We start from the raw sequence: 23,942 nt of genomic DNA on the forward strand, positions 1-23,942 counted from the left end.
AGCGGTATGAAAAGAATATGAATTAAGGAGAGAACCCGAGTGAAAAAGAAAATTATAGTTGTTGGCGGTGGTTTGTCCGGCTTAATGGCTACAATGAAAATTTGTGAAGCCGGCGGCGAAGTAGAATTATTCTCGTATTGCCCGGTAAAACGTTCTCATTCCCTTTGTGCCCAAGGCGGTATTAACGCTTGTATGGATACAAAGGGTGAACATGATAGTATTTATGAGCATTTTGATGATACTGTTTATGGCGGTGACTTCCTTGCCGACCAGACTGCAGTAAAGGGTATGTGTGAAGCAGCACCTAAGTTAATTAGAATGTTCGATCGTATGGGTGTTCCCTTTACTCGTACGGCGGAAGGACTACTTGACCTTCGTAACTTTGGCGGTCAGAAAAACAAACGTACTTGTTTTTCCGGTTCCACCACAGGGCAGCAGCTCCTTTATGCACTTGACGAACAAGTCCGTGCCTGGGAAGTCAAAGGTGCTGTTACGAAATATGAATTCTGGGAATTCATTAAAATTATTAAAAATAAAGAGGGCGTTTGCCGCGGTATCGTAGCACAAAGCATGAATTCTATGGAAATCAAAGCTTTCCCCGGGGATACGGTTATTTTGGCAACCGGCGGTCCTGGTATGGTATTCGGCAGATGTACTGCTTCGACAATTTGTAATGGTTCAGCCGTATCTACTGTATATCAGCAAGGCGCTCGTATTGGTAATCCTGAATTTATTCAGATCCATCCAACCGCTATTCCCGGATCCGATAAGAATCGTTTGATGTCTGAAGCCTGCCGTGGTGAAGGCGGACGTGTCTGGGTATATAAAGATGGCAAGCCTTGGTACTTCCTAGAAGAAATGTATCCTGCATATGGCAACCTTGTACCGCGTGACGTAGCATCCCGTGCTATTTACGATGTATGCATGAATCAGAAACTCGGCATTAACGGTGAAAACAGAGTCTATCTTGATCTTTCCCATATCCCGGCAGAATACCTTGAACGTAAATTAGGCGGTATTTTGGAAATGTATTCGGAATTCGTTGGCGATGACCCGCGTAAAGTTCCAATGCAGATTTATCCGTCCGTTCATTATTCCATGGGCGGCATCTGGGTAGATACAAAACATAACACCAACATTCCTGGTCTTATGGCGTCCGGTGAATGTGACTATCAATACCACGGTGCAAACCGTCTTGGTGCGAATTCACTTCTTTCCGCTGCTTATTCCGGTACTATTTCCGGTCCGGAAGCTATGCGCTGGGCTAAGGAAGGAGAAAGAGGTTCGGAACTTACGGATGAAGATTTAGCAAACGCCGAGAAAGAATGTCGCGACCAATATGAAGCTATCTTAAAGATGGACGGACCGGAAAATGCTCACGAACTTCACCATGAACTTGGTGATTTAATGAACAAATACGTTACTATTGAACGTGTGAACAAAGATCTTGATTATTGTTTCGTTGAAGTCAAGAAAATTCTTAAACGCTGGAATAATATCGGTTTATCCGACAAAGGAAACTGGGCAAATCAGGAAGCTATGTTCGTAAGGCAGCTTCGCAATATGATTCATTATGCTTTAGCGGTAACAAAAGCAGCCCGTATGCGCGATGAAAGCCGCGGGGCTCACTTTAAACGCGAGTTCCCAACACGTAATGACGAACGCTTCATGAAAACAACAATCGTTGAGTATGATTCGGCCACCGAAGAACCTCAGATCAGTTACATCGATTTTGATCATTCTTTGATTAAACCTCGTCCGCGTAACTATGCTGTTGCTAAGAAAGAGTAAGAAGGAGGTAGAATAATTATGGCAGACACAAAGAAAAAAGTACATTTTATCATAGAAAGACAAGACGGTCCTAATTCCAGCCCTTATACAGAAGAGTTTGAAGTTGACTATCGGCCTGCGCTGAATGTTGTTGCAGCGCTTATGGAAATTCAAAAAAAGCCTGTGACAAAAGACGGCAAAAAAACGACTGCTGTTGTTTGGGAATGCAACTGTCTTGAAAAAGTATGCGGTGCATGCATGATGGTTATTAATGGCAAAGCTCGTCAAGCCTGCGCAGCTTTGGTTGATCAGTTGGAACAGCCGATTCATTTGGCACCGGCTCGTACTTTTCCTGTTACTCGTGACCTTATGATTGACCGTTCCATTATGTTTGAAAACTTAAAGCGCATTCAAGGATGGGTAAAAGTTGATGGAACATGGGAAGTTCATAATGACGCTCCCCGGCAGAATCCCAAAACTGCCGCCACAGCATATGAAATTTCCCGTTGCATGACTTGCGGCTGCTGCATGGAAGCCTGCCCGAATGTAAATCTTGGTTCTGACTTTGTTGGACCGGCAACAATGGGGCAAACTTATTTATTCAATTTGAATCCAATTGGTGAGTACAATAAGGAAGAACGTCTGAATGCTCTCATGGGCAAGGGCGGTATTGCCAGTTGCGGCAACAGTCAAAACTGCGTACAGGCTTGTCCTAAGAATATTAAATTGACCACTTATATTGCTAAATTGAACCGCGCGGTGAATAAGCAAGCTTTAAAAAATTTATTTGACAAGTAAATTTGTAAAACCCAGCTGAGTTTTGGCCCAGCTGGGTTTTTTATAATAGAATTTACATAAAGAGATATTGACGTGGGATGAAGGATATAGTATAATCTATTTTGTGATCGGCGGGGCGTGGCTCAGTTTGGTAGAGTACCTGGCTTGGGACCAGGGGGTCGCAGGTTCGAATCCTGCCGCTCCGACCAGTAATTGTATATGGTTTACCTTAATGCGGGTGTAGCTCAATGGTAGAGCACTAGCCTTCCAAGCTAGCTACGAGGGTTCGATTCCCTTCACCCGCTCCATTTTAATTTATAGGCGCTTGTAGCTCAGTGGATAGAGCAACGGACTTCTAATCCGTTGGTCGACCGTTCGAATCGGTCCAGGCGCACCAGTGAAATTAAAGGGATACAGGGCGTGAAGCCTTGTATCCCTTATGTTTTTGCATAGATGCCAATATTATATTTAATATTATCATGCTAAATCACGCAAAATTTTTAAACAGAGTTGTCAAGAGCTTTTGATTTCCCCAAAAATTTATGTCGCTTTTACAAATAGACCTATTTTTATGTCTTTGCACCTTATTTGCACCTTATGGAGAAGTTTAAGCTTCGGTTGGATAGGGACAAAACGACAAGACTTCGGAGAAGAAGAATTTTTCAAAGGCTTGCTTGCGGGCTACTTCATCGTCTAAGCCTTGGCTTGAGTCTTCTAGGAATTTTTTGAACTTGCTTTCATTAAATTTTAATCCGGATATGCCGCGATGATCTGTTTCGTTATTCTTTAAATAACGATTCTTGAGCTGCTTTTTCTGATCGCTTTTGTTGAGTTTTGCTAGTTCTTTTCCTGTGAGTCGCTCACCATAAGCTGTTTTCAAATGATTTCTAAATTTGGAAATACTACATGCGGAAAATTCTCGGTTTACGATGGTAAACCATTTCTTATAGTTCAAATACATGTCGTTGGCATCTACAAAATCGTTAGAGTCATCTTTCTGTGAATGATTCGCCTTTTCCGGATCAAATGTTTGGATGTAAAATTCGTTGAAAAAATCGGCAATACATTCCTCTTGCGCAGAAAGTACGGAAGGTGAAGGTTCTTCAGTCAGCTTTTCTTCAATAAGGTTGATTCCATACGCTAAAAATCCGGTCACGAGAAAAAACAGCTCATAGGCGTCAAGCCTATTATAGGCGGTTTCATATGTGTTGCCTTCGCAGACTATGGTATCGTGAGCGATTTCCGCAGAATTTTTAAACAGGTCATTAACGCTTTGCACGATTTTGATGTAATAGGAGTTGCTGCGATACGTTAGGATACTGTTAATCGTTCCATCGTTGTCGGAGCCTGTAACGGCGACACCAGAGACAAATTTAGAGAAGGTTTCAATGAACGGCGTGGTATTTGCATCGATGTTTACAATATTGCCCAATAATTTCTCTTTAATCAAGTCTTTAATGTTTTTGGAATTACATACATAGCTGCAAGGGTGAGTAGTACAGAGATAAAAATTTTCGGGACGTAGCATGCGGTGGACAGAAGATACACGTAACTCTCGTTTGCTATAGTCTATATTTTTCGGATTAGGTGTGTATTCGAATATGTCCACTAAGAAATTCTTTATATAAGCTGGATTATCCGATACGATGCATGTTAAATTTTGCATGACGGAGTCGGGATAAAGTTTTTTCAGGTTATTTTTCCCGATAAATATTTTGGTCAATAATACTGCAAATTTCTTTATAATCAAAGGATTTCCATCGGAAATATCGTAAAATACATTGCATAATTTAGCAAATGGCGGATTCGAAGGCGGCAGATAATCCAACTGTGTTGAGCAAGCATGTAAAGTAGTAGTGTATCGTGCGACTAGATCTGGGGTGTCATCAAAAGTGAGATTAAACATTTGTCTGATAAACTTATCAAATTCGGTTATGCAAGTTTGAATTTGTTCATTATAGGTTGGTTCGGTGGCGAGGATACGGGGAATTTTGAAACGACAAAATAAGTTTTTAGCAAGCTGATAGACGACTATTTTATAAGATAGCGGGGGAAAAAGCGGAAAAGAAATTGATTTTAATCTTCCAGAATTTTTCAGAAATTCTCTATGGATTTGTATAAATGCACTGAGTTCCTCGTCGTTTGGTTCTACCATGCGAGATCCTGATGAATAGATGCCAGAACCATCAGGACTATTGAATTCATAGCGAATAGGAAGAAACCATTGTCTTAGCTTAGGAAAGTCATCATCCTTCGACAAACAAATATTTGAAAAATCCGGTTGTTTTAAAAGGTCCAGTGATGGTATATAGTAAAAAAAATTTTTGTCCATAGATCGGTAATTTATCTTGTGTTTTTCGCACAAACACTCTGCGCAAAAATAGTAAGAATAATAGTCTCTCGGGAAATAGTAATCATAGCCTGGCATTTTTCTAAAATGCCAGATGCTACATTGATCGCAGTTTTCGTCATTGCATAGTTTGGCAAAAAGTTGAAGAGGTCTAATTTCTTTTCTTAATTTATCTGGGAATTTTTTGGCAATATTATAGTTTTTGTTCTTTAAATAAATTTGGTGTATCTCCGCCTCAACATTTTCCATTAAATTTTCTGAATTCTCAGTTCTGCCCATTTTAACACTTTCTTTCGATATATTGGTTTTTCGCCAATGAGTCGCCAGAATTTTTGGTGACTCAAGTGGTATAATTTTACACTTCGTCATAATATGTGAAAACCCTTTATATATAAGGCTTTTGTGGCATTGTAATTTGAAGTTTCGCCAAAGAATGTGCCAATAAATATAATAAATAAATTCAGCAATTAACCTATTTATGGCATATATTATGTTGGAATTTTAGTATAACATTAGTCGTGGTTATGACGAAAAATTTGAGATTTATTACTCTCTCAAAAAGGTGAAGCGAGAGGTGTGGTAACACCGTAGAATGTCGATGGGGGAATTGTCGCTGATGGTACAGCCATGCCATTCAAACGATAAGCTTATTTCCGAATAGTAATTGCGTGCCGTGGTGCAACAGGCGATCCATGCTCAGCGAGTCTCATCGATTGGTGAAAGCTAGTTGTTGAGTTCTTATTCCATAGCAGCTAAAGGAATTTTTCCCGTTGTACTATGAGGATTGCTGTTCACTTGTACATCGCTTGGTGATTTAAGTCATCTAGGTCATCAAAATACTCCCTGATAGGTAAAGAAGTTGTCTTTTAGCTTGATGAGCCGTTTGACCCAGTTTTTGGTTTGTGACTGTCTTGATCGCAGAATTTAGGCATAGCTCCACGACAGAGGCAGAATTCTTAAAATATTTATTATACAAGATTTGTCGGCTTCGCTGTTATTAATAACAGTATTCATAATCTGTGGAGAGCCATTGAACTATTTAAAGGCGTTCACCATTTAGCGTAATAGAGTGGTAGAACTTGCGCCGCTTGGAGTTAAGTATTTAGTTTTTGAGTGTCCCATGGCAGAATGCTGATTTTCTAAGATGCTGCTAAAAGATGAATTTGGAAAAAATCTGATTCAACTTTATAGCGGGAAAGATGCTTTATAGTATGGATTTTGTCATTTAAATCATAACGTATAATTTTGCTAGTAGTTTATTATTTTTAAAGTAACACAACATAACAGAAGCTAGTAAATAATGCCGAGTTCTTGTATCCTTATTTATTAGCTAGCAATGTTTAGTCAGTATCGGTGTTGCTTTGTAAAAAGATTCAGTCTACAGAAAACCAAAAGTGCTGTCACGTGGATCAGAACCACCAAAATATTGGATAAAATGATTGGAATTAATCAAATATCATGGTTATATTTAATTGTGATTATCATTCTCGTTAAATATCCTGTATTCTCACTGCTATGAGATAATATTAATGATTTTTCATGATAATCTATTGTGAGAGAATGAAGTTTATGATATGCTTTGTTACAAACATCGTTAAATTGTATTGAATTAATTCGGTGTGGCAGGACTCTCAAAGTAGCAGGTTAAACCTGTGGATATTGCGGTTCCACAGATTAATTATATACTCACAAGGTTAACGACATTTCGTATTCCCTATGGAAGCTAGCCAGCGCTCTTAAGAAGATTGAATACTATGCCATGAATGCTGAGTTTCCAGCAGCTTCTCCGGCAACATCCCACTTGTTCATAGTGAATCCTTTCAGTGGTGCTGGCAGTTGGGGCACTAGTCTTTTCAGCACCCATCCTGCAACCAAACAAAGAGTCGCAAGGCTTGAGGAACTGGCTAGACGGATGAGTTAGACGAGAGGGGGAATTCCCTGGAGGCTTGTTCATTTGTTTGTAAGGAGTGAGGCATTATGGGATAGTTACAAAGATAATGCTGCTGATTGTATTAGGTAGCGCCGCGTTGGTTGTTTTACACGTAGCTTTGGATAGAATTCCGTAAATAATTGACGCAAATTAGTACTGTATACTACCGCTTAAATTTGAAATACTATGTGGCAAGAAAATATCTATTTTTCATTAGGACATTTTCTAATTTAGTTGGATATTAATATAGGAAGACCTGTGGGGGATTATTCTACAGGTTTATTTTTATATAAGGAGAGATTGGTTTTGTCCCAATTTTATTCAGCAGATGATGCTAATTCAAGGAAAACCAGAGCAGCAAAAGTTTCTGTTTTATCTAATAGCATATTAGTAATTGCAAAATTAATAATTGGAATAGTAACCAGTTCGGTAAGTGTCATTTCTGAGGCAGCACACTCATCTGTTGACTTATTAGCCGCCTTAATCGCCTATTACGCAGTAAAGACATCAGGGAAACCCCCTGATTCTAGGCATCCGTATGGTCATGGTAAGATTGAAAATATTTCAGGCGCTGTAGAAGCTATATTAATTCTTGTTGCTGCTGCTTGGATTATTTATGAAGCAGTACACAAGCTGTATGTCGAGACTTTACCTGAAAAATTAGAGTATGGCATTTATATTATGTTCATATCCATTGTACTGAATATCTTTGTGTCAAAATATCTATTTCGAATAGCTAAAGAAACGCAATCTCATGCTTTAGAGGCGGATGCTTTACATTTACGGGCTGATGTTTGGACTAGTATCGGAGTTCTTGGAGGGTTATTAGCCATCAAATTAACTGGCGTATATTGGCTGGATCCGGTAATTGCCATTGGAATGGCCTTCATAATATTTAAGGCTGGATATGGTATGACGAAAAAAAGTGTAGCTGAATTGATGGATGTCACCATGACGGAAGAAGATAAACAGGTGATTGCAGGGATTTTGCAAGAGCATTCGATGGTTAAGGGATTTACAAATTTGCGGACACGCCGATCTGGTAGTATGTATATCATTAATGTTAATTTAGTCCTCGATAAAAACCTTTCGCTGGATAGGGTTCATTTTGTTTGTGATGAAATAGAACAGCAAATTAGAAAGCAATTTACACCTTCTGAGGTTTTTATTCATGTAGAGCCCAGCAATAATTTATTGGGATAAAGATGCTCCCCAATATATAAAGTTGTATGGCATTCATTACTAGTTCCCAGAAATAGATCTTAAAGGTATAATCGAAATACGCTATCTTAGAATAAATAGTGGGGGAAGAAAATGGAAGATATAATTGCTTTGTTTTTAGGATGGGGTTTACTCGGCTTAATTGTAGCTGCATTTACCGAATCTTTCTGTTCACCCATTTTACCGGATGTGTTCTTATTACCATTAGCTATGGCCCAGCCGCAGCACGCGATTTATTATGGAGCCATGGCGACCATTGCTTCTGTTCTGGGTGGCTTTATTGGCTATGGAATTGGTCATAAAATTGGCTTGCCTGCTGCAAAGAAAATGATACCAGCGAAATACGATGAAAAAATTCGACTATTAGTCGAAAACAATGCAAAATGGGCTATTTTTTTAGCCGCGATGGCACCAATTCCATATAAGTTTGTTAGCATTACAGCAGGAGCACTAAAAATTAATTTTCCTTTATTCCTGGGAATGTCCCTTCTCGGCAGAGGAAAACGTTTTTTACTGGAAGGAGTTCTGATTTACTATTATGGACCAAAGGCCGAGCATGTTTTCAAACAACATTCTAATGAACTTCTTTTTATTTCAGCCGGAATCGTTGCATTAGTTGCAGTGGGAGTTTACCTTTTCAAACGCTATCAGCAAAATGCTTTGCCAGAACGAGATTAAAAGACCGTGATATTTATTGAATAGAATGCTTCATGATTTGAATAGATCGGATGCAATTATTGACGTGATTACCATAAGAAGTAGCAGACTTTCCACCTCCTCCATATAATATACTAGATCGTTATTATAGGGAGGTTTCAATATGCCAAGGCCCAAGTATTATAACCCTGGTAGCACGTTTGATTACTGTCCCGATGAAATGGAGGACTGCCCTAATCATTGCGACCTGTATTTACTACGCGATGCAGCTGCTGATGAGCGGGGAGCAATTGCAGATTATTTAAGTTGCGCTATTAACAACCCTTGCGTAGCTGAAGTTTTTTTAGATGTTGCGGAAGACGAGATGCAGCACTATGTCGAGACTATGCGACTGATTTCTTTATTGGACCCAGTTCAAAGACAAATGCTAAAGGAACAAAACTTAGATTATCTGACGATGAAGAAATTAACAAGTCGGGCTAACTGGACGAAAAAATATCAAGTACAAAACGATGAAGACGTTAAAGTGATACCTCCTCATAAAAGGGACCTCGCAGCTGTTCATTGTTTTACCAAAGCAATTCAAGATGAACTTCACGCAATTAATAAATATCAACGATATATGAATGAGGCTGAGGAGCCAAGGGTTAAAAAGCACTTTTGTGAATTGATGAATGAAGAAAAAGAGCATGTAGCTGAATTTACCGCTGCTTTATATGAATTGACTAATGAACCCTTACCGGAAGAAGTGGATTAAAAGGATAAGATAAATTGGTCATTGGACTTTTACCAGATGACCTAAAAACAAATTTCTTCTGCATTGGAGGTACTAGCAAAATTCGAAAGTAAAAGAACAGGCTGTATTTACGGCCTGTTCTTTTACTTTTGAGGATTATATAGCTAAAGATTGGCCATATCCGATAATAGCAAAATCAATCGATGACAATTATATCGGAAAAAGCTGGTGATTTCAGGAAAATTAGTCGGGAAAATTCAGGCGAATTCGGTATTACAATAAATTGGTTACAAACTAATCAGCACAAATTACACTCAAACAGTGAGTTTATGCCGAAAAGGTATTACATATTTAGTACAGAATTTTGTCGATAGTATTTGTTCGATGATCGAATAGATGTGTTGCACATGAAATACAAGGGTCGAATGAGCGTATGATGCGGCCAGGAATGACAAATTTGAATTCTGGTGCGGAAATTTCAGTGCCGACGAGGGCGGTTTCCGCCGGACCCCGATTCCCATAATCATCCTTAGGAGAAAAATTCCAGGATGTCGGGGTAATGATGTCGTACCTTTCTATTTGTTCTCCCTGTAGACGGGTGCTGTGAAGTAGTGGTCCACGCATGGCATCGGTAACAGAGAGAGCTTGGTCTTGAACCAATTCTTTCTTTTGATTGATTGGCGGTTCTCCCGGTTCTAGCTCATGCAGCCATTCTTCAACGAGTTCTGTTATATAAAGAGTTTCCAAAGAACGGGCAACAATGCGATCCATTGTGGATGTGCCGCCATTATAAAACCCGTTTATAGTCATACGGGCCAGCGGGCCGCCCTCATAGTGCTGTCCTCGGTACAAAACGGCTTTCGTCCAGGAATAAGCTCCCGGTTTGCGTGGTGCGGGGCGTACTTCCCCCTGTTCAGTCGATTCCGAACGTTCAAACCAAGCTCTTGAAATATCTTCTTGTATAAAATCCAGTTGCGGTTGATCTAACCGGCATCCGTTTAGAATGCCCGGTTTCCACAGCACCTGGTTGTTTTTATTCCCGAACCGGAATAGCCCAAAAGATAAAAACCGGCCAGGTGTTTCGCCAATGTGAAAGTAGTCTTCATAGCACCTGGAGATGAGTTCCGTGTCTGGCATCATATACAGTTGGACAAAATTACGAATGTCATGAATGAGAGCTAGGGCTTGGTTGATTTTATCAGCCGTGGGTGCGACCGCTACTCCGCCATGTACAAAGCTATGCTGGTGAGGGGCTTTGCCACCGAAAAGAGCGAGAATTTGGTGGCTTTTCTCTGCTGCTTTAATTGCATCAATATAGTGGCCTGCCAGGCGTCGGTTATCGATATCGTCAAGGCGGCAGTCACTGCAGTTTTGATTAAGGAAGGGTGGTTGATTAGGCATGATGACAAAGTCAGGTAATCCGAAAAAGTAGAAGTGGCGAATATGGTTTTGCAAAAAATCAGCCCCAAACATGATGTTCCGTAAAATTTGGGCGTTCTCGCTAATGTCGTTGTCGTATAACTGGTCTAGGAGATAACTAGCTACAGCACCATGAGCCGTTGAGCAAATGCCACAAATCCGCTGCGTTAGGTAAACGGCGTCTGTAATATGCCGATTACGCATAATATATTCAAAGCCACGGAACATCGTGCTGCTGACATCGGCTTCCGTTATTATTCCGTTATCCAATGATAGTTCGACGGAGAGGAGGCCGCTTAAGCGGGTAACCGGACTGAATAGAATTTTTTGCGGACTCATTAAACTTCACCCTCCGTCATCGGCGGTTGTTTATGGTTATCATCTTTTTCAGCCTTGCTTTTTTGGGGTAACGGAGAGAAAAATGGGGCAGACCCGTCGGGAAAGTCCGGATTCGTACAACCGATGCAAGGCGTATTTACTTTGACCGGCCAGCTAACGTGATTAATCCACTGCCGGTATGGGCAGTCGGAGCCGGTGCGGGGACCGGAGCATCCTTGTGAAAACATACATTCAATATCGCCTAGTTGTTTGGCGAAGTCTTTCTTGTCAAAGTAGGAACGGCGTTGACAATGATGATGAACGGTAAATCCGTAAAAGAGCTTGGGACGGTTGTACTCATCCAGTTCCGGCTTTCCATACATCAGCAGGTGGGCTAACGTTCCTACGAACCAATCGGGATTTACCGGGCAACCACTTACATTAATGACTTCCCGCTCCAGCACTTGGCTGACTCCAACGGAGCCGGTTACGTTTGGTGCAGCGGAAGAGGCACCGCCAAAACTTGCACAAGTGCCGATAGCAATCACGTGTTGAGCAGCTTCGCCAAGCCGGGTTATTGCCTCTAATGCGGTTATAGGACCATTTTTCGTCCGGGCGATTACATTATAGATTCCTCTGTCTTTTGTTGGCACAGCTCCTTCAACTACTAACGTAAATCTCCCGCGAAAGTGGTTGACAGTATCCTCCAGCAGCAGCAGCGCGTCACTTCCTTGGGCAGCCATGAAGGTATTGCTGTAGATAAGATCAATCATATTTGTAAACACATGGTTTAAATATGGGTACGTTGCATTCATGAAGGCAATATTGTTGTCGCCACTATCACTCGTTTCCAACCATATTACCGGAAGTTTATCGGTAGAGTGATCTAGCAGATATTCGCGTACGACAGGCAAGATTCTTGCCGATAACTTATGGTTACCAGCCAGAGAATTATCACGGCACAATTGTAGAAATTCGTTTTTCTCCATGATTCGCCTCACTTCGAATTTTTATCATCATCATATGCGAGGCAGCTCTTGTCTATTACCGCGACCAGTCGTACAAAATAAAAACCTGCGTTTCACGGCAGGTCAGGGCGAATCATTTATCAACATTTTACAACAGTTTGTTATAAGAACCGATGGTAGCTTGCATCTAGCACTGAGAAATCGGCATTACACTAATGATTTGTTGGCAACGTATGAAAGTAACTCCTGCACCAACTTGTAAGACTATGTGGTCATGTTCAACTTCCAGCAATCTTCCATATAGCGAATTACGTGTTGTTTCAACTACTATATCCATTCCCATAACTGATATTAATCTTTTGAGCCAAGACGGTTCCACAGGGGTAATCATTTCCGGGAGTTGAGCCTCGCATTTCATCCCAGACAACAGTCTCCCTCCTTTGCGCAAATCTGTTACACTACATAATATGTTATAGCGGCGATGTTGGTTCGTTCTAAAATATTTGACCAGGCATTTATAAATGTATTCAATGCTACTGTTGAGTGCGGAATTATTTAGGTAAGGAAGCAGCAAGCAGTCTGACGGTAAACAGCGGTTGCGTGGTTGACAAGCCGAAGACACCACCAAGCATTTCTAAAAACTATGGCAAAAAGATTGAGAAATAGGTTGGCGGTACCTATTAGGTAGGGGCGCGTTTAAGCAATTCTATCTTTTTAGTTTATGACGATAAAAAAATGTGCACGGAAAAATTATCTTGTATTTTTTTATACATTATATTATAATATGATAAAAATCTAATATATAATAAAAGCATAGTAAGAGAAGGAATCGTTTATGAACAGTCACGATCATTACGATCATGGCGACAGTCATAGTGTATGCGTATACTATTATATAACTTTGGCGAGGCTGTATCGGAGCTTACAATTATAATCGAAAATCTGCTGCTTATTTAAAACCTGGTAGCAAGTGGGGCTGTACAAAGACAGGTTTAATTCATGGAGGTGTTCGTATGTTAAAGGAATTTGCCGATCTTTTGGTCTATCAATGGGTGGGTTTGATGCCTGGGACCACGCTAGGCGAAGCAATTAATTTCTTTGTCTATGACAGTATAAAAATCTTTTTAATGCTGTCGATTATTATCTTTGGTGTATCGTTACTGCGTTCGTATTTTCCGGCTGAGCGCACGAAAAAAATTCTCAGCCACAAGCGAGAGTTTTACGGGAATATTGTGGCTGCACTGCTCGGGATTGTTACGCCCTTTTGCTCCTGTTCCGCAGTGCCTGTATTCATTGGTTTTATTGAATCGGGCGTACCGCTGGGCATTACCTTTTCTTTTCTGATTTCATCGCCGATGGTAAATGAAGTGGCAGTTATTATGCTCTGGGGATTGTTAGGCTGGAAAGTTATGTCTATTTATATCCTATCTGGCGTTACCATTGCTATTATTGGGGGTTATCTGATCGGTAAATTCAAGCTGGAGCATTTGGTGGAAGATTATGTGTATCAAATGAAAGTAGGTGATATTGAGATCGCCGAGCAGTCTTTTGCTGATCGTTTACAATATGCCCGGGACTATACCAAAGAAATCTTAAAAAAAGTGTGGCTGTATGTTATCATTGCCATTGGCATTGGCGGCTTTATTCATGGCTACGCTCCAGAAGATTTCCTGGTACAGTATGCGGGTAAGGATAATATCTGGGCGGTACCGATGGCAGTCTTAATTGGGATTCCGTTATATTCTAATGCCGCTGGAGTTATTCCGATTGTTACGGCTCTGATCCAAAAGGGCATGAGCCTGGGAACGGCATTGGCATTTATGATGGCGGTGACAGCCTTGAGTTTTCCGGAAATGATTATCCTGCGTAATGTACTAAAGCCAAAACTGATTGCAATCTTCATTGCTATTTTAGCTGTAGCAATTATCTTTACTGGATACCTTTTTAATATTATAATTTAATCATATTATCAAATAATTAGCGGTGGATGTTGCTAACATCGGGCATTAATGTAATTTGAGCAGGAGGTTAGTATTATGGCGGAAGATATTGTAATCAAGTTAACGGCTGAACTGTTTAAAACATTAGGGCATCCTGTACGCATTGAAATTTTGCGCATGTTAAGGGATGGCGAGCGGTGCGTCTGTGAAATGATCGAACAAATCGACATTGAGCAGTCCAATTTTTCGCAGCATCTGGGAGTGTTGAAGAAGCAAGGTTTAATCGATTCGCGCAAAGATGGGCAGCGTGTTATTTATTGGATTGCCTATCCATCGGTAACGCAATTGATTGGAGCGGCGGAACAAACGCTGAGCGAGCAGATTAGGCATAGTCAAGGACTGTTAAAGTTTTTAAAATAAAACTAGTTTTATAGGAGGTAGTTAAGATGAAAATCGAAATTTTAGGTATGGGTTGCCAGAAATGCAATGCTTTAGACAATGCAGCTAAACAGGCAGCTAAAGAGTTGGGGATTGAAGCAGAGTTCGTAAAAGTGGTAGACATTAAAGAAATTATGAAATATGGTGTAATGACCACACCGGCTCTAGTGGTTGATGGTGTAGTTAAAGTCGCTGGAAAAGTGCCCAACATCGAAGAAATCAAAGCAATGTTGAAGTAATAATATTCAGGTGCGATAAGAAAATACCTTAGTGCTAGTAATGATATTGAAACGACTTGATTCGCCTATTTGGATAGGCGAATTTTTGTTTTAACGGGGGTCATTAATATCATATATCTCCCGAAAGGGATTTTATGGTAAGTATAGAATATATACAAAATAACAAATGTGTAAAAAGGAGGAGCTTAAATGAGAAAAATACTTTTTCCCTTATGGTAAGCGGTTTTCTACTCAACGTAACACCGGTTTTTGCGGACGAGGGAAAGGCGGATAATTCTCAGGAATGGTTTTCTCCTTCAGGGGCTGCAGAAGCCAGGTATAATCAACCTATAGTTGTACTCGACACAGATAGTGGATTAGGGCGGCATTCGCTACATACAAAAGAAATTGGGCTGAAAGATCTTGCTAGAATGCATGGCCATCTATGTGATGGACTGGTAATCAGTTATATCGAATCAAAGCCGTATTAGAACAGCTATTTCCGAATGGTGTAGTTGATAGAACTGACTTACGAGCTGTTTCAAAAAATGGACCCTGCTGGGTAGATGCCTCCTCTATGATGACGGGCGCACGTATAAATTTCCAAACGCTCAGAATCGATTCTTCAATTGGTGATGGCTTTATTATTCAACGGATATCAACTGGTGAAGCGTATGATGTTCATTTGAAGTCGGGAAATTTCTCTGAAGAGCAAGCTCAGCTTGAAAGTAAAATACGTAAATTAAGAAGCCAAAATCAGATGGTCACTGCTGAAGATATTGATAAAGTGGAGTTGATGGGCGAGAAATTAGGGCAAAAATTATTAAACTCACCGCCGGACGAAATTTTATCTATCAAACCTATATCCGGATATAAGTTTGTATTTAGTGACATGTTTGGAAATCGCGGCGATATCATCAATAAAGATATGCCGAGGATAACAACTGAAATTAACAAATGAATCGTAGATAAATCTAAGACTTACAATTTTCATATTTAGGAGGAAACTATGCACACAAATATTGATATTGCCAAAATAAGAATGGACGCAGAAACATATTATCGCAATGGCGATTTTTATTGCTCAGAAGCGGTTGTGAAGTCGATAAAAGATGAATTTGCTTTGCCGCTGGACGATAGTGTAATTTCAATGGCATCTGGATTTCCAGTTGGCATGGGTGGATCTGGGTGTACCTGTGGAGCCATAGCCGGGGGAATTATGGCTATTGGTATGGTCTTTGGCAGGAGTAAGCCTAAAGATTCAAAAGTGAATAAGGCAATGCAATTGGCTAAAGAGTTGCACGACGCATTTCGGCAGCGCCATAAATGCTTATGTTGTCGGGTGTTGACTAAAGGAATGGAACTAGGTTCACAGAAGCATATGGAGCAATGTATTTCTTTCACCGGTGAAGTTGCAGAGGAAGCAGCAAAAATTATTCTCCGGGAATTGAGTGCTTAAGCGTAGGTAATCTGAAATGTTTTATTTTTCCATGAGAGCAATTGAGATCAATAAAGTATTTTAGAACAAATCATAAGCATAAAGGAATTGTACGTTTAAAACTCCTACCTAAACTAAAGGTAGGAGTTTTTTTATGGTAGGCATTTAATCTTTTTGAATTGTATATCCACCGTCAACCGGAATCGAAGCCCCTGTAATATATTTTGCCTGATCCGAGATTAGAAAAAATACTGCCTGGGCTATTTCATCTGGCATCCCAAATCTTTCTAACGGGATTAGCTTTTGACGTGAAACTTCGCCATCTGTATCAGTAATATGTTTTTTTAAGAGATCGGTAAGGGTTCTGCCAGGCTCAATGGCGTTAACGTTGATTTTATAGGGTGCTAATTCAACGGCCATGGCCTTAGTCAACATTCGGACACCCGCTTTGGCAGTTGCGTATGCCGCCATGCTTTTTCCTACAAGGCTAGCTCTCATACAGGCAATATTTACGATATTACCACTTATGTTGTTTTTGACCATCCAATTTGCCACTGCTTGGCCCCAAAGGAATACTCCTTTTAAATTTACGTTAATCGTTTTATCCCATTGTTGTTCAGTCATTTTTAGAAAGTCTACCTTTTCCATTATGCCTACGTTGGAAATTAGTGCATCGATACGCCCGGTTTCTCCAAGACACTTGCTTAAAGCTTTATCAACATCTGCTTTAACGGTAACATCTCCACAGAAATAGCCAGCAGTTCCGGTGGAAAAATTATCACTAATTACTCGGTTTAACTCATTTTCATCTTTATCAAATATAAAAACATAATATCCATTGTGAGCTAAATGTAATGAAATGGCTTTTCCTATTCCTGCGGCACCGCCGGTTACAATAGCTACATGTTTTTCAATCAATCGTATCACCTCATCAGTATGATAACTAAAGCCCGTTTTAGTTAAATTTGTTAGAAGGGACTGTTTTTGTGACTGTATATATGCTTAATTTAATACTTCTGTCATTACTTTAGAAAGAATATCAATCATATCATCAGAATCCTTAGAAGTTACAATTAGCGGCGGCATCAACCGTATCATCATAGGCTGCGGTGAATTAATTATCAGACCCTTTTGAAGGCACCTGGAAACAATCTCTTTTCCTTTGTCTTTCGGCAGGTTAAATGCAATGAGCAATCCCTGTCCTCTTATATGCGTTAAGTGGAATAGGTTTGCTAAGTCCTTTAATTTACTCTGAATATATTTTCCCTGCTTCTCTGCGCTTTCGGCAAGATGATCTTCAATGATTTTCTTTACCACTGCTAAGCCAACTGCCATGCCAAGAGGCTGACCGGAATAGGTTCCTCCCTGATCCCCTGCCTCAAATATATTAAACTTTTCTTTGACCAATAAGGCCGATAAAGGGAAACCACCGCCAATTCCTTTAGCTAAAGTCATAATATCGGGTTCTATATCGTAATGTTCATATGCAAATAGCTTACCGGTTCGGCCCAACCCGGTTTGGACTTCATCAAAGATTAAAAGAATTCCGGTTTGATCGCACAATTTGCGTAATTCTTTCGTATATTCTTTTTCAAGCTCAAAAACACCGCCTTCCCCTTGAATTGGTTCCAGCATAATCGCACAGGTTTTAGGGGTTATTGCCTCTTTAAGGGCATTCAAATCATTTAGAGGAACATGCTTAAATCCCGCAACTTTAGGCTCAAATAAATTCTCAAATTTTTTCTTGCCAGAAGCTGACATCATAGCGAGTGTACGGCCGTGGAAACTATTTGTTGCTGTGATGATTTCGTAGGCACCATTGAGATATTTCGAACCATATTTTCTGGCTAATTTAATCGCGCCCTCATTGGCTTCAGCTCCGCTGCTGGCAAAGAAGACCCTGTCGAAGCAAGATTTTTGCGTGAGCAGTTTTGCTAATTCAATCATCGGCTCATTGAAATAAGAAGGGCTCGCGTTTACTAATTTACGACTTTGTTCTTCAAGCGCCGTTGCAATGATATCGGGACAATGCCCCAAAGATGTAACTGCCCAGCCACCGATAAAATCTAAATACTTTTTCCCGGTTGTATCCCACAAGTACATGCCTTTTCCTTGTTCCATTATGATGTCAGGCCTAACAGCAGTGAATAGAATGGACTTTTTGGCATCATTAAGAAGTTTTTCAGTTTTGCTCATTTTTTCACTTCCAATTCAAGTGTTTTGTATAATTATACATCAACACCGATTAATTATTCAAGAATTTTTTCCATCTGAATGGAAAATTGGGGAGTTTAAAGAAAGGAGGTTTAGAGCTATCTTGTACATGATTTATTTAATTCAAGAATTTATACAAAACTATACTTAATATAAAAATTGAAAAGGAGTTGCATTTTTGTTTCTGCGGGCATATTATAATTATATAATCGCGTAAACGATTATTAACATATTCGCCATTTGGAAAAGAGGTGCATGAATGGAAAAACTCATTGATATATTAAAATCACTATCCGATGAAACACGACTTAGGATATTGAATTTGCTCTATGAAAAAGAGCTCTGTGTCTGCGATGTGATGAAAACCCTGCAAATATCACAGGCAAAAGCGTCAAGACACTTGATTTATCTTAAAAATGCGGGTCTTGTCAAAGATCGGAAGCAGGCGCAGTGGGCATATTATTCTCTGGCTAAAGACGAACGATTAAAATTCATCGACAGCTTGGTCTATGACAACTTAAGAATGATGGAGCCTTACAAAAATGATATGGATAACCTGGAAGAATGGTTGAAACACAAGGATATTGATTGTGACTAAATCTTAAATCATAAGGAGAGATGGATAATGAAAAACGTTGAGATTTTTGATCCGGCAATGTGCTGCCCAACAGGAGTATGCGGTCCTTCGATTGACCCTGAATTACTTAGAATAGCGACGGTTATTAATATGCTGAAGGAAAGTGGAATTATCATCAAAAGGCATGGACTGTCGAGCGAACCCCAAGATTTTGTTTCCAACAAAGTGGTCAACGATATTCTGCAAAAAGATGGCGCGGATATTTTACCGATTACGCTAGTAGACGGTGAGGTGGCGAAAACAAAAGAATATCCAACGAATGCGGAACTGTCGTCATGGCTGGGTGTAGAAATCAAAACAAAGGAACCGGAGAAAAAAGGCGGGTGCTGCTGTGGCTCCAAGGGGTGCTGCTAAGATGACGGCTCCCTTTGAACCATTTGACCTGGGGAGAATACCTTTGACAAAGTATTTGTTTTTTACTGGCAAAGGCGGTGTAGGTAAAACTTCGACCGCCTGTGCCGTTGCTGTCGGCTTAGCGGATAATGGCAACAAGGTATTGCTTATCAGCACTGACCCTGCATCCAACTTACAGGATGTTTTTCATACGGAACTGAATGGTAAAGGGGTACCCATTGATGGTGTACCCGGTCTTGTGGTTGCAAACCTTAATCCGGAGGAAGCGGCGAGAGAATACCGGGAATCGATTGTCGCTCCCTACAAAGGGAAACTGCCCGAAAGTGTAATCACCCATATGGAGGAGCAGCTTTCCGGCTCTTGTACCGTCGAAATTGCTGCGTTTGACCAGTTCTCGAATTTCATAACGGATCAAACGACGGAAAAGAAGTACGACTTTATTATTTTTGATACTGCCCCTACGGGGCATACCCTCCGTATGCTGCAACTGCCGTCCGCCTGGAGCAATTTTATCAGCGAAAGCACTCATGGTGCATCTTGTTTAGGCCAACTTGCTGGGCTTGAAAATAAAAAAGGAATGTATAAGAAAGCGGTGTTGAATCTCGCCGATAAGCACAAGACCACACTGCTATTAGTTTCCCGGCCGGAGGAAACCCCGCTGCTTGAGGCAGAACGTTCCAGTCTTGAACTCAGCGATTTAGGGATCAACAATCAGTGGCTAATTATTAACGGCGTGTTAGGCTGCGCCTCGGATAATTTATCGCACAAGATAGTCGATAAACAGCAAAGAGCGATAGAAAATATCCCTTCAGGATTAAAGAAACTCAAGACGTTTTCCCTTCCCCTTCGTTCTTACAACATTTTAGGACTGGATAAAATCAGGGCCTTTTTTAATAGCGACCAGTACGGGGCTACCGATACAAGCGGAAAATTACTTGATTTGAAACCACTGAGTGTTTTGGTTGACGATATCTATACTTCGGACAAAAAAGTTATTTTCACGATGGGGAAGGGTGGCGTTGGTAAGACGACAATCGCGGCTGTGATTGCCCTATCGCTTGCTAAAAAGGGAATCAAAGTGCATTTAACATCGACGGACCCGGCGGATCATCTCGCTTATGTCATCCATGAAACAAATCACATTACGCTTAGCAAAATTGATGAAAAGCAAGAATTGTTGAAGTATCAGAACGAAGTGCTAAACAAGGCTCGGGAAACGATGAGCGAAGAGGATATAGCCTATATTGAGGAAGATTTACGGTCCCCTTGCACTCAGGAGATTGCTGTCTTCCGGGCATTTGCTGAAATTGTTGACAAAGCGGAAGATGAAGTGGTGGTTATAGATACCGCACCCACCGGGCATACGCTATTACTGTTGGATTCGACCCAGAGTTATCACAAAGAAGTGCAAAGAACAAAGGGTGAAATCCCGGTATCGGTGCAAAGATTGCTACCGCGGTTACGGGACGAGCAGCAGACAGAGGTCGTAATTGTTACGCTGCCGGAGGCAACTCCTGTTTTTGAAGCTTCCCGCCTGCGGGATGATTTACTAAGAGCGGGAATTCAGAATAAGTGGTGGGTTGTTAATCAGTGCTTGTCACTCACGAATACCACGAATGCCATGCTGACTGCACGGGCTGAGGCTGAGAAGCAGTGGCTGGAAAAAGTGAGAAGGATAAGTTCCGGTAATTTTGCTGCCATACCCTGGCTTGAAGATGCGTCGATCATTACGATCAGCAAAGTTACAAATCAAATTAAATAAGGGGCGATTTTTATGGATAACACAAAAGCCCGGTTATCATTTTTAGATCGGTTTTTGACGTTGTGGATTTTTATCGCCATGGCTATTGGAGTTTTAGGCGGGTATTTATTCCCTGAGCTTGCAAAGTCGCTGGCAGCGTTCAGTACCGGCACTATATCCTGGCCAATCGCCATCGGGCTTATTGTTATGATGTATCCGCCTCTTGCCAAGGTGAAGTATGAAGAGATTGGTAAGGTGGCAGAAAATAAAAAGGTATTTACTTTTTCGCTTATCCAGAACTGGGTCATTGGGCCTGTTCTAATGTTTGGCTTGGCGGTGCTGCTGCTGGGAGATATGCCGGGCTTCGCTATCGGACTCATCATCATCGGGTTAGCTCGCTGTATTGCCATGGTGATTGTGTGGAATACGCTTGCAAAAGGGGACAATGAATATTGTGCTGCCTTAGTGGCGCTCAATTCCATATTTCAAATCCTGCTGTACACCGTATACATCTACCTCTTTGTGACCCTTGTTCCCAAATGGCTGGGACTCTCCTGGGGAGGGCAAGTGGTTGAGGTATCCATGTGGGAAGTAGCGAAAAGCGTATTAATTTATCTCGGGATTCCTTTTGCTGCCGGTTTTATTACACGATTTGGCCTGATTAGGGCTAAAACAAAAGACTGGTATGAGACCGTTTTTATCCCCAAAATCTCACCGTTAGCCCTGATTGCATTGCTATATACGATTGTCATCATGTTTACGACCAAAGGGGAGCAAATCATCCAAAACCCTGGCAACGTTGTTAGAATTGCGATTCCGTTGTTAATTTACTTTGGAATTATGTTTTTTGTCAGCTTTTATATGTCGTATCGCGGCGGCTTTCAATATGAGCAGACCGTTACCTTGGCGTTTACAGCAGCCAGCAATAATTTTGAGCTGGCGATTGCTGTTGCTGTAGCGGTATTTGGGATTGCCTCGGATGTTGCTTTTACCGCAGTTATCGGCCCATTGGTTGAAGTGCCGGTCATGATCGCATTGGTTAATGCAGCCCTCTTTTTCAAAGAAAAATATTACAATAAGAATGGGATGCCTAAAGCTGAGGTATCCCGATGACAGAGAAAATTAAAGTTGCCTTTATATGTGTTCATAATGCATGCCGTTCACAGATGGCCGAAGCAATAGCAAAGCTTTTTAGCGCAGATGTTTTTGAGGCATATTCGGCAGGAACGGAGACAAAGCCGCAGATTAACCAAGATGCTGTTGCGGTAATTAAAGAATTATTTGGAATCGATATGAACCAGACACAAAGTTCGAAGTTGCTTTCTGCAATTCCGCCGGTTGACATCCTGATCACTATGGGCTGTAATGTTACGTGCCCGTACTTGCCCTGCCAATACAAGGAAGACTGGGGGTTGGAAGACCCCACCGGAAAAGATAAAGCGGCGTTTGTTCAGACTGCCGATGCTATTCGGGAAAAGGTATTGGGTTTAAAAAAGCGAATTGAAAATGGCAGTATTCCGATTGGTTCAAATTGACAATTTGAGTGATGTTTGATAAAATCCAAATAAAGTTAATCGTTAGCTGATCAAATAAATTGAAGGCTAAAAAACTTCCTACAAGGGAGCTTTTTAGCCTTTTTTTTTTGAAAACTAATTGGGGGGAGAGCAAATGTGTAACCAAATCCAGCGGATAACGGATCGATGCCTTCGGTGTGGAGCTTGTGTAAAAAAATGCGAATATCTTAGTCGGTATTGTAAAAAATCGCCGGTTGATTTGATTGACAAAATTCAGTCAGGTGAACTCAAGGACAATATTCCGGCAGTGTTTACTTGCAATATGTGTAGCCTTTGTGAAGAGGTGTGCCCGGTAAACCTGAATATTGGAAAGCTTTCATTAGAGTTGAGACAGAATTTTGTGGCTCGACATGGCGGCGTCAGTGAAATTCACAAACCATTATTGGACGTTCAGAAAATTTATGTTTCCGAGGAGACGAAAACGGTTCTTCGCGGCTGTCAGAAAGAATCAACAACCCTCAAGGGAGCAGGGACGGTCTTTTTTCCGGGATGTTCCCTACCACTCAATTCACCACACCTGGTGAAAAGAACTTTTTCCTTTTTACAGAAGCAAATTCCCGGTATCGGCATCTTGACCGGTTGCTGCGGAGCTCCGACACATCTGATCGGCGAGCAAAAAATCCCGGGGGATATTTTTAACGACATTGTCCGGAGAGTTAGGGAAGTAGGAGCAACAACGATTATAGCTGCCTGCTGCTCGTGTGTAAAATTGTTAAAGAGCAAGCTGCCGCAAGATATTCGTGTTATTTCTCTTTATCAGGTATTGGCAGAATTTGATTTTCCGAAACGCTCCGGCGCATCCCACATATTTAATATTCATGATGCCTGCTCATCCCGCGGTGATCACTTAACGCAGGCAGCTGTGCGAAAAATAATTACCGACCTTGGCTACTCTATTGAAGAAATTGCGCATTCGAAGAATGTAACCCAGTGTTGTGGGATGGGAGGAATGGCCTCCGTCGTGGACGACAAGTATAGCGCAACCGTGGCTCAACGTACCTTGCGAGAAGTTCATCGGGATTTAATTGTTTATTGCGCCACCTGTAGGGCTAACTTTTTTAATCAGGGGGCCCGGGCCGTTCATCTACTGGAACTTTTATTTAATGAGGAATGGGAGGCGGCAATAACCAAAGCACCATTACCATTCGAAGAAAGCGCAAAGAATCTTCCCAAACTAAAAAAATATTTTGAAGAGGTGGTGCGATAGGAAGGGTATTTTTTAATAAAAATGAGGAGGTAAAG

At 41.0% G+C, this 23,942-nt stretch carries 23 protein-coding genes and 3 tRNA genes; 21 read left to right on the forward strand and 5 right to left on the reverse strand.

Annotated features, from left to right (window positions below):
• The first annotated feature begins 39 nt into the window (after positions 1–39).
• The 5 genes from sdhA to ABFC84_08495 all read left to right on the forward strand — a co-directional run bounded on the left by sdhA (position 40) and on the right by ABFC84_08495 (position 2,944).
• Positions 40–1,791 (forward strand): succinate dehydrogenase flavoprotein subunit, encoded by a 1,752-nt coding sequence (gene sdhA, locus ABFC84_08475; GenBank protein ID MEN6412787.1) that lies wholly within the window; start codon positions 40–42, stop codon positions 1,789–1,791.
• Between the two features lie 18 nt (positions 1,792–1,809).
• Positions 1,810–2,568 carry a succinate dehydrogenase iron-sulfur subunit gene (gene sdhB, locus ABFC84_08480; GenBank protein MEN6412788.1) on the forward strand — a complete coding sequence of 253 codons (759 nt, stop codon included), beginning with the start codon at positions 1,810–1,812 and terminating at the stop codon, positions 2,566–2,568.
• 111 nt (positions 2,569–2,679) lie between these two features.
• Positions 2,680–2,756 (forward strand) — tRNA-Pro (locus ABFC84_08485).
• 25 nt (positions 2,757–2,781) lie between these two features.
• Positions 2,782–2,855, forward strand: a tRNA-Gly gene (locus ABFC84_08490).
• Positions 2,856–2,868: 13 nt separating this feature from the next.
• Positions 2,869–2,944: transfer RNA gene (locus ABFC84_08495), tRNA-Arg, on the forward strand.
• Between the two features lie 210 nt (positions 2,945–3,154).
• On the opposite strand, the gene ABFC84_08500 is transcribed toward ABFC84_08495, so the two are convergent.
• Positions 3,155–5,266 carry a hypothetical protein gene (locus ABFC84_08500; protein MEN6412789.1) on the reverse strand — a complete coding sequence of 704 codons (2,112 nt, stop codon included), beginning with the start codon at positions 5,264–5,266 and terminating at the stop codon, positions 3,155–3,157.
• 1,867 nt (positions 5,267–7,133) lie between these two features.
• Here ABFC84_08500 and ABFC84_08505 point away from each other — a divergent pair.
• From ABFC84_08505 to ABFC84_08515, 3 genes are all read left to right on the forward strand, one after another.
• Positions 7,134–8,030, forward strand: a complete 897-nt coding sequence (locus ABFC84_08505) for a cation diffusion facilitator family transporter (protein ID MEN6412790.1) — start codon at positions 7,134–7,136, stop codon at positions 8,028–8,030.
• Positions 8,031–8,141: 111 nt separating this feature from the next.
• Positions 8,142–8,726 (forward strand): YqaA family protein, encoded by a 585-nt coding sequence (locus tag ABFC84_08510; GenBank protein MEN6412791.1) that lies wholly within the window; start codon positions 8,142–8,144, stop codon positions 8,724–8,726.
• Positions 8,727–8,868: 142 nt separating this feature from the next.
• On the forward strand, positions 8,869–9,462 hold the full coding sequence (locus ABFC84_08515; GenBank protein MEN6412792.1) for a ferritin-like domain-containing protein: 594 nt from the start codon (positions 8,869–8,871) through the stop codon (positions 9,460–9,462).
• Between the two features lie 330 nt (positions 9,463–9,792).
• Here ABFC84_08515 and ABFC84_08520 read toward each other — a convergent pair whose 3' ends face one another.
• Both ABFC84_08520 and ABFC84_08525 read right to left on the reverse strand, forming a co-directional pair.
• Complete coding sequence (locus ABFC84_08520) at positions 9,793–11,199, reverse strand: nickel-dependent hydrogenase large subunit (GenBank protein ID MEN6412793.1); 1,407 nt, start codon at positions 11,197–11,199, stop codon at positions 9,793–9,795.
• Positions 11,199–12,167, reverse strand: coding sequence for a hydrogenase small subunit (locus ABFC84_08525; protein ID MEN6412794.1), 969 nt, complete (start codon positions 12,165–12,167; stop codon positions 11,199–11,201). Before ABFC84_08525 ends, ABFC84_08520 begins: the two co-directional genes overlap by 1 nt.
• A 522-nt stretch (positions 12,168–12,689) precedes the next feature.
• Here ABFC84_08525 and ABFC84_08530 point away from each other — a divergent pair.
• The 7 genes from ABFC84_08530 to ABFC84_08560 all read left to right on the forward strand — a co-directional run bounded on the left by ABFC84_08530 (position 12,690) and on the right by ABFC84_08560 (position 16,201).
• Entirely contained in the window at positions 12,690–12,812 is a 123-nt protein-coding gene (locus ABFC84_08530; protein ID MEN6412795.1) for a hypothetical protein, read from the forward strand.
• Positions 12,813–13,159: 347 nt separating this feature from the next.
• Entirely contained in the window at positions 13,160–14,107 is a 948-nt protein-coding gene (locus ABFC84_08535; protein ID MEN6412796.1) for a permease, read from the forward strand.
• Positions 14,108–14,182: 75 nt separating this feature from the next.
• Positions 14,183–14,506, forward strand: coding sequence for a metalloregulator ArsR/SmtB family transcription factor (locus ABFC84_08540; protein MEN6412797.1), 324 nt, complete (start codon positions 14,183–14,185; stop codon positions 14,504–14,506).
• Between the two features lie 26 nt (positions 14,507–14,532).
• A complete protein-coding gene (locus ABFC84_08545) occupies positions 14,533–14,763 on the forward strand; it encodes a thioredoxin family protein (GenBank protein MEN6412798.1) in 231 nt (76 codons plus the stop codon).
• Between the two features lie 134 nt (positions 14,764–14,897).
• A complete protein-coding gene (locus tag ABFC84_08550; protein ID MEN6412799.1) occupies positions 14,898–15,233 on the forward strand; it encodes a hypothetical protein in 336 nt (111 codons plus the stop codon).
• On the forward strand, positions 15,218–15,703 hold the full coding sequence (locus ABFC84_08555) for a formylmethanofuran dehydrogenase subunit E family protein (protein ID MEN6412800.1): 486 nt from the start codon (positions 15,218–15,220) through the stop codon (positions 15,701–15,703). The genes ABFC84_08550 and ABFC84_08555 overlap by 16 nt, the downstream gene beginning before the upstream one ends.
• Positions 15,704–15,751: 48 nt before the next feature.
• Positions 15,752–16,201, forward strand: a complete 450-nt coding sequence (locus ABFC84_08560) for a C-GCAxxG-C-C family protein (GenBank protein ID MEN6412801.1) — start codon at positions 15,752–15,754, stop codon at positions 16,199–16,201.
• A gap of 144 nt (positions 16,202–16,345) precedes the next feature.
• On the opposite strand, the gene ABFC84_08565 is transcribed toward ABFC84_08560, so the two are convergent.
• On the reverse strand, positions 16,346–17,098 hold the full coding sequence (locus ABFC84_08565) for an SDR family oxidoreductase (protein ID MEN6412802.1): 753 nt from the start codon (positions 17,096–17,098) through the stop codon (positions 16,346–16,348).
• 84 nt (positions 17,099–17,182) lie between these two features.
• Positions 17,183–18,376, reverse strand: coding sequence for an acetylornithine/succinylornithine family transaminase (locus ABFC84_08570; protein ID MEN6412803.1), 1,194 nt, complete (start codon positions 18,374–18,376; stop codon positions 17,183–17,185).
• A 277-nt stretch (positions 18,377–18,653) separates the two neighbouring features.
• Here ABFC84_08570 and ABFC84_08575 point away from each other — a divergent pair, with 277 nt between their 5' ends.
• The 6 genes from ABFC84_08575 (at position 18,654) to ABFC84_08600 (ending at position 23,907) form a co-directional block, all read left to right on the forward strand.
• Positions 18,654–18,992, forward strand: coding sequence for a metalloregulator ArsR/SmtB family transcription factor (locus ABFC84_08575; GenBank protein MEN6412804.1), 339 nt, complete (start codon positions 18,654–18,656; stop codon positions 18,990–18,992).
• A gap of 27 nt (positions 18,993–19,019) precedes the next feature.
• Positions 19,020–19,385, forward strand: a complete 366-nt coding sequence (gene arsD / locus ABFC84_08580; GenBank protein ID MEN6412805.1) for an arsenite efflux transporter metallochaperone ArsD — start codon at positions 19,020–19,022, stop codon at positions 19,383–19,385.
• A 1-nt stretch (position 19,386) separates the two neighbouring features.
• Positions 19,387–21,147, forward strand: a complete 1,761-nt coding sequence (gene arsA / locus ABFC84_08585) for an arsenical pump-driving ATPase (GenBank protein MEN6412806.1) — start codon at positions 19,387–19,389, stop codon at positions 21,145–21,147.
• Between the two features lie 12 nt (positions 21,148–21,159).
• The gene (gene arsB / locus ABFC84_08590) at positions 21,160–22,239 is read left to right on the forward strand and encodes an ACR3 family arsenite efflux transporter (GenBank protein ID MEN6412807.1); all 1,080 of its coding nucleotides are present in this window, start codon (positions 21,160–21,162) and stop codon (positions 22,237–22,239) included.
• Positions 22,236–22,661, forward strand: a complete 426-nt coding sequence (locus tag ABFC84_08595; GenBank protein MEN6412808.1) for an arsenate reductase ArsC — start codon at positions 22,236–22,238, stop codon at positions 22,659–22,661. The genes arsB and ABFC84_08595 overlap by 4 nt, the downstream gene beginning before the upstream one ends.
• 133 nt (positions 22,662–22,794) lie before the next feature.
• Complete coding sequence (locus tag ABFC84_08600; GenBank protein ID MEN6412809.1) at positions 22,795–23,907, forward strand: (Fe-S)-binding protein; 1,113 nt, start codon at positions 22,795–22,797, stop codon at positions 23,905–23,907.
• Positions 23,908–23,942: the final 35 nt, after the last annotated feature.

The sequence above is a fragment of the Veillonellales bacterium genome (assembly GCA_039680175.1).
GTDB lineage: Bacteria > Bacillota > Negativicutes > JAAYSF01 > JAAYSF01 > JBDKTO01.

What these genes read in the sequence shown, in the direction of transcription:
- arsB (MEN6412807.1), top strand. Translation starts at nt 21,160, where the DNA reads ATGGATAACACAAAAGCCCGGTTATCATTTTTAGATCGGTTTTTGACG.
- ABFC84_08595 (MEN6412808.1), top strand. Translation starts at nt 22,236, where the DNA reads ATGACAGAGAAAATTAAAGTTGCCTTTATATGTGTTCATAATGCATGC.
- ABFC84_08545 (MEN6412798.1), top strand. Translation starts at nt 14,533, where the DNA reads ATGAAAATCGAAATTTTAGGTATGGGTTGCCAGAAATGCAATGCTTTA.
- ABFC84_08520 (MEN6412793.1), bottom strand. Translation starts at nt 11,199, where the DNA reads ATGAGTCCGCAAAAAATTCTATTCAGTCCGGTTACCCGCTTAAGCGGC.
- ABFC84_08550 (MEN6412799.1), top strand. Translation starts at nt 14,898, where the DNA reads ATGGTAAGTATAGAATATATACAAAATAACAAATGTGTAAAAAGGAGG.
- arsD (MEN6412805.1), top strand. Translation starts at nt 19,020, where the DNA reads ATGAAAAACGTTGAGATTTTTGATCCGGCAATGTGCTGCCCAACAGGA.
- ABFC84_08600 (MEN6412809.1), top strand. Translation starts at nt 22,795, where the DNA reads ATGTGTAACCAAATCCAGCGGATAACGGATCGATGCCTTCGGTGTGGA.
- ABFC84_08535 (MEN6412796.1), top strand. Translation starts at nt 13,160, where the DNA reads ATGTTAAAGGAATTTGCCGATCTTTTGGTCTATCAATGGGTGGGTTTG.
- ABFC84_08525 (MEN6412794.1), bottom strand. Translation starts at nt 12,167, where the DNA reads ATGGAGAAAAACGAATTTCTACAATTGTGCCGTGATAATTCTCTGGCT.
- ABFC84_08570 (MEN6412803.1), bottom strand. Translation starts at nt 18,376, where the DNA reads ATGAGCAAAACTGAAAAACTTCTTAATGATGCCAAAAAGTCCATTCTA.
- ABFC84_08515 (MEN6412792.1), top strand. Translation starts at nt 8,869, where the DNA reads ATGCCAAGGCCCAAGTATTATAACCCTGGTAGCACGTTTGATTACTGT.
- sdhB (MEN6412788.1), top strand. Translation starts at nt 1,810, where the DNA reads ATGGCAGACACAAAGAAAAAAGTACATTTTATCATAGAAAGACAAGAC.
- arsA (MEN6412806.1), top strand. Translation starts at nt 19,387, where the DNA reads ATGACGGCTCCCTTTGAACCATTTGACCTGGGGAGAATACCTTTGACA.
- ABFC84_08510 (MEN6412791.1), top strand. Translation starts at nt 8,142, where the DNA reads ATGGAAGATATAATTGCTTTGTTTTTAGGATGGGGTTTACTCGGCTTA.
- ABFC84_08575 (MEN6412804.1), top strand. Translation starts at nt 18,654, where the DNA reads ATGGAAAAACTCATTGATATATTAAAATCACTATCCGATGAAACACGA.
- ABFC84_08500 (MEN6412789.1), bottom strand. Translation starts at nt 5,266, where the DNA reads ATGACGAAGTGTAAAATTATACCACTTGAGTCACCAAAAATTCTGGCG.
- ABFC84_08540 (MEN6412797.1), top strand. Translation starts at nt 14,183, where the DNA reads ATGGCGGAAGATATTGTAATCAAGTTAACGGCTGAACTGTTTAAAACA.
- ABFC84_08560 (MEN6412801.1), top strand. Translation starts at nt 15,752, where the DNA reads ATGCACACAAATATTGATATTGCCAAAATAAGAATGGACGCAGAAACA.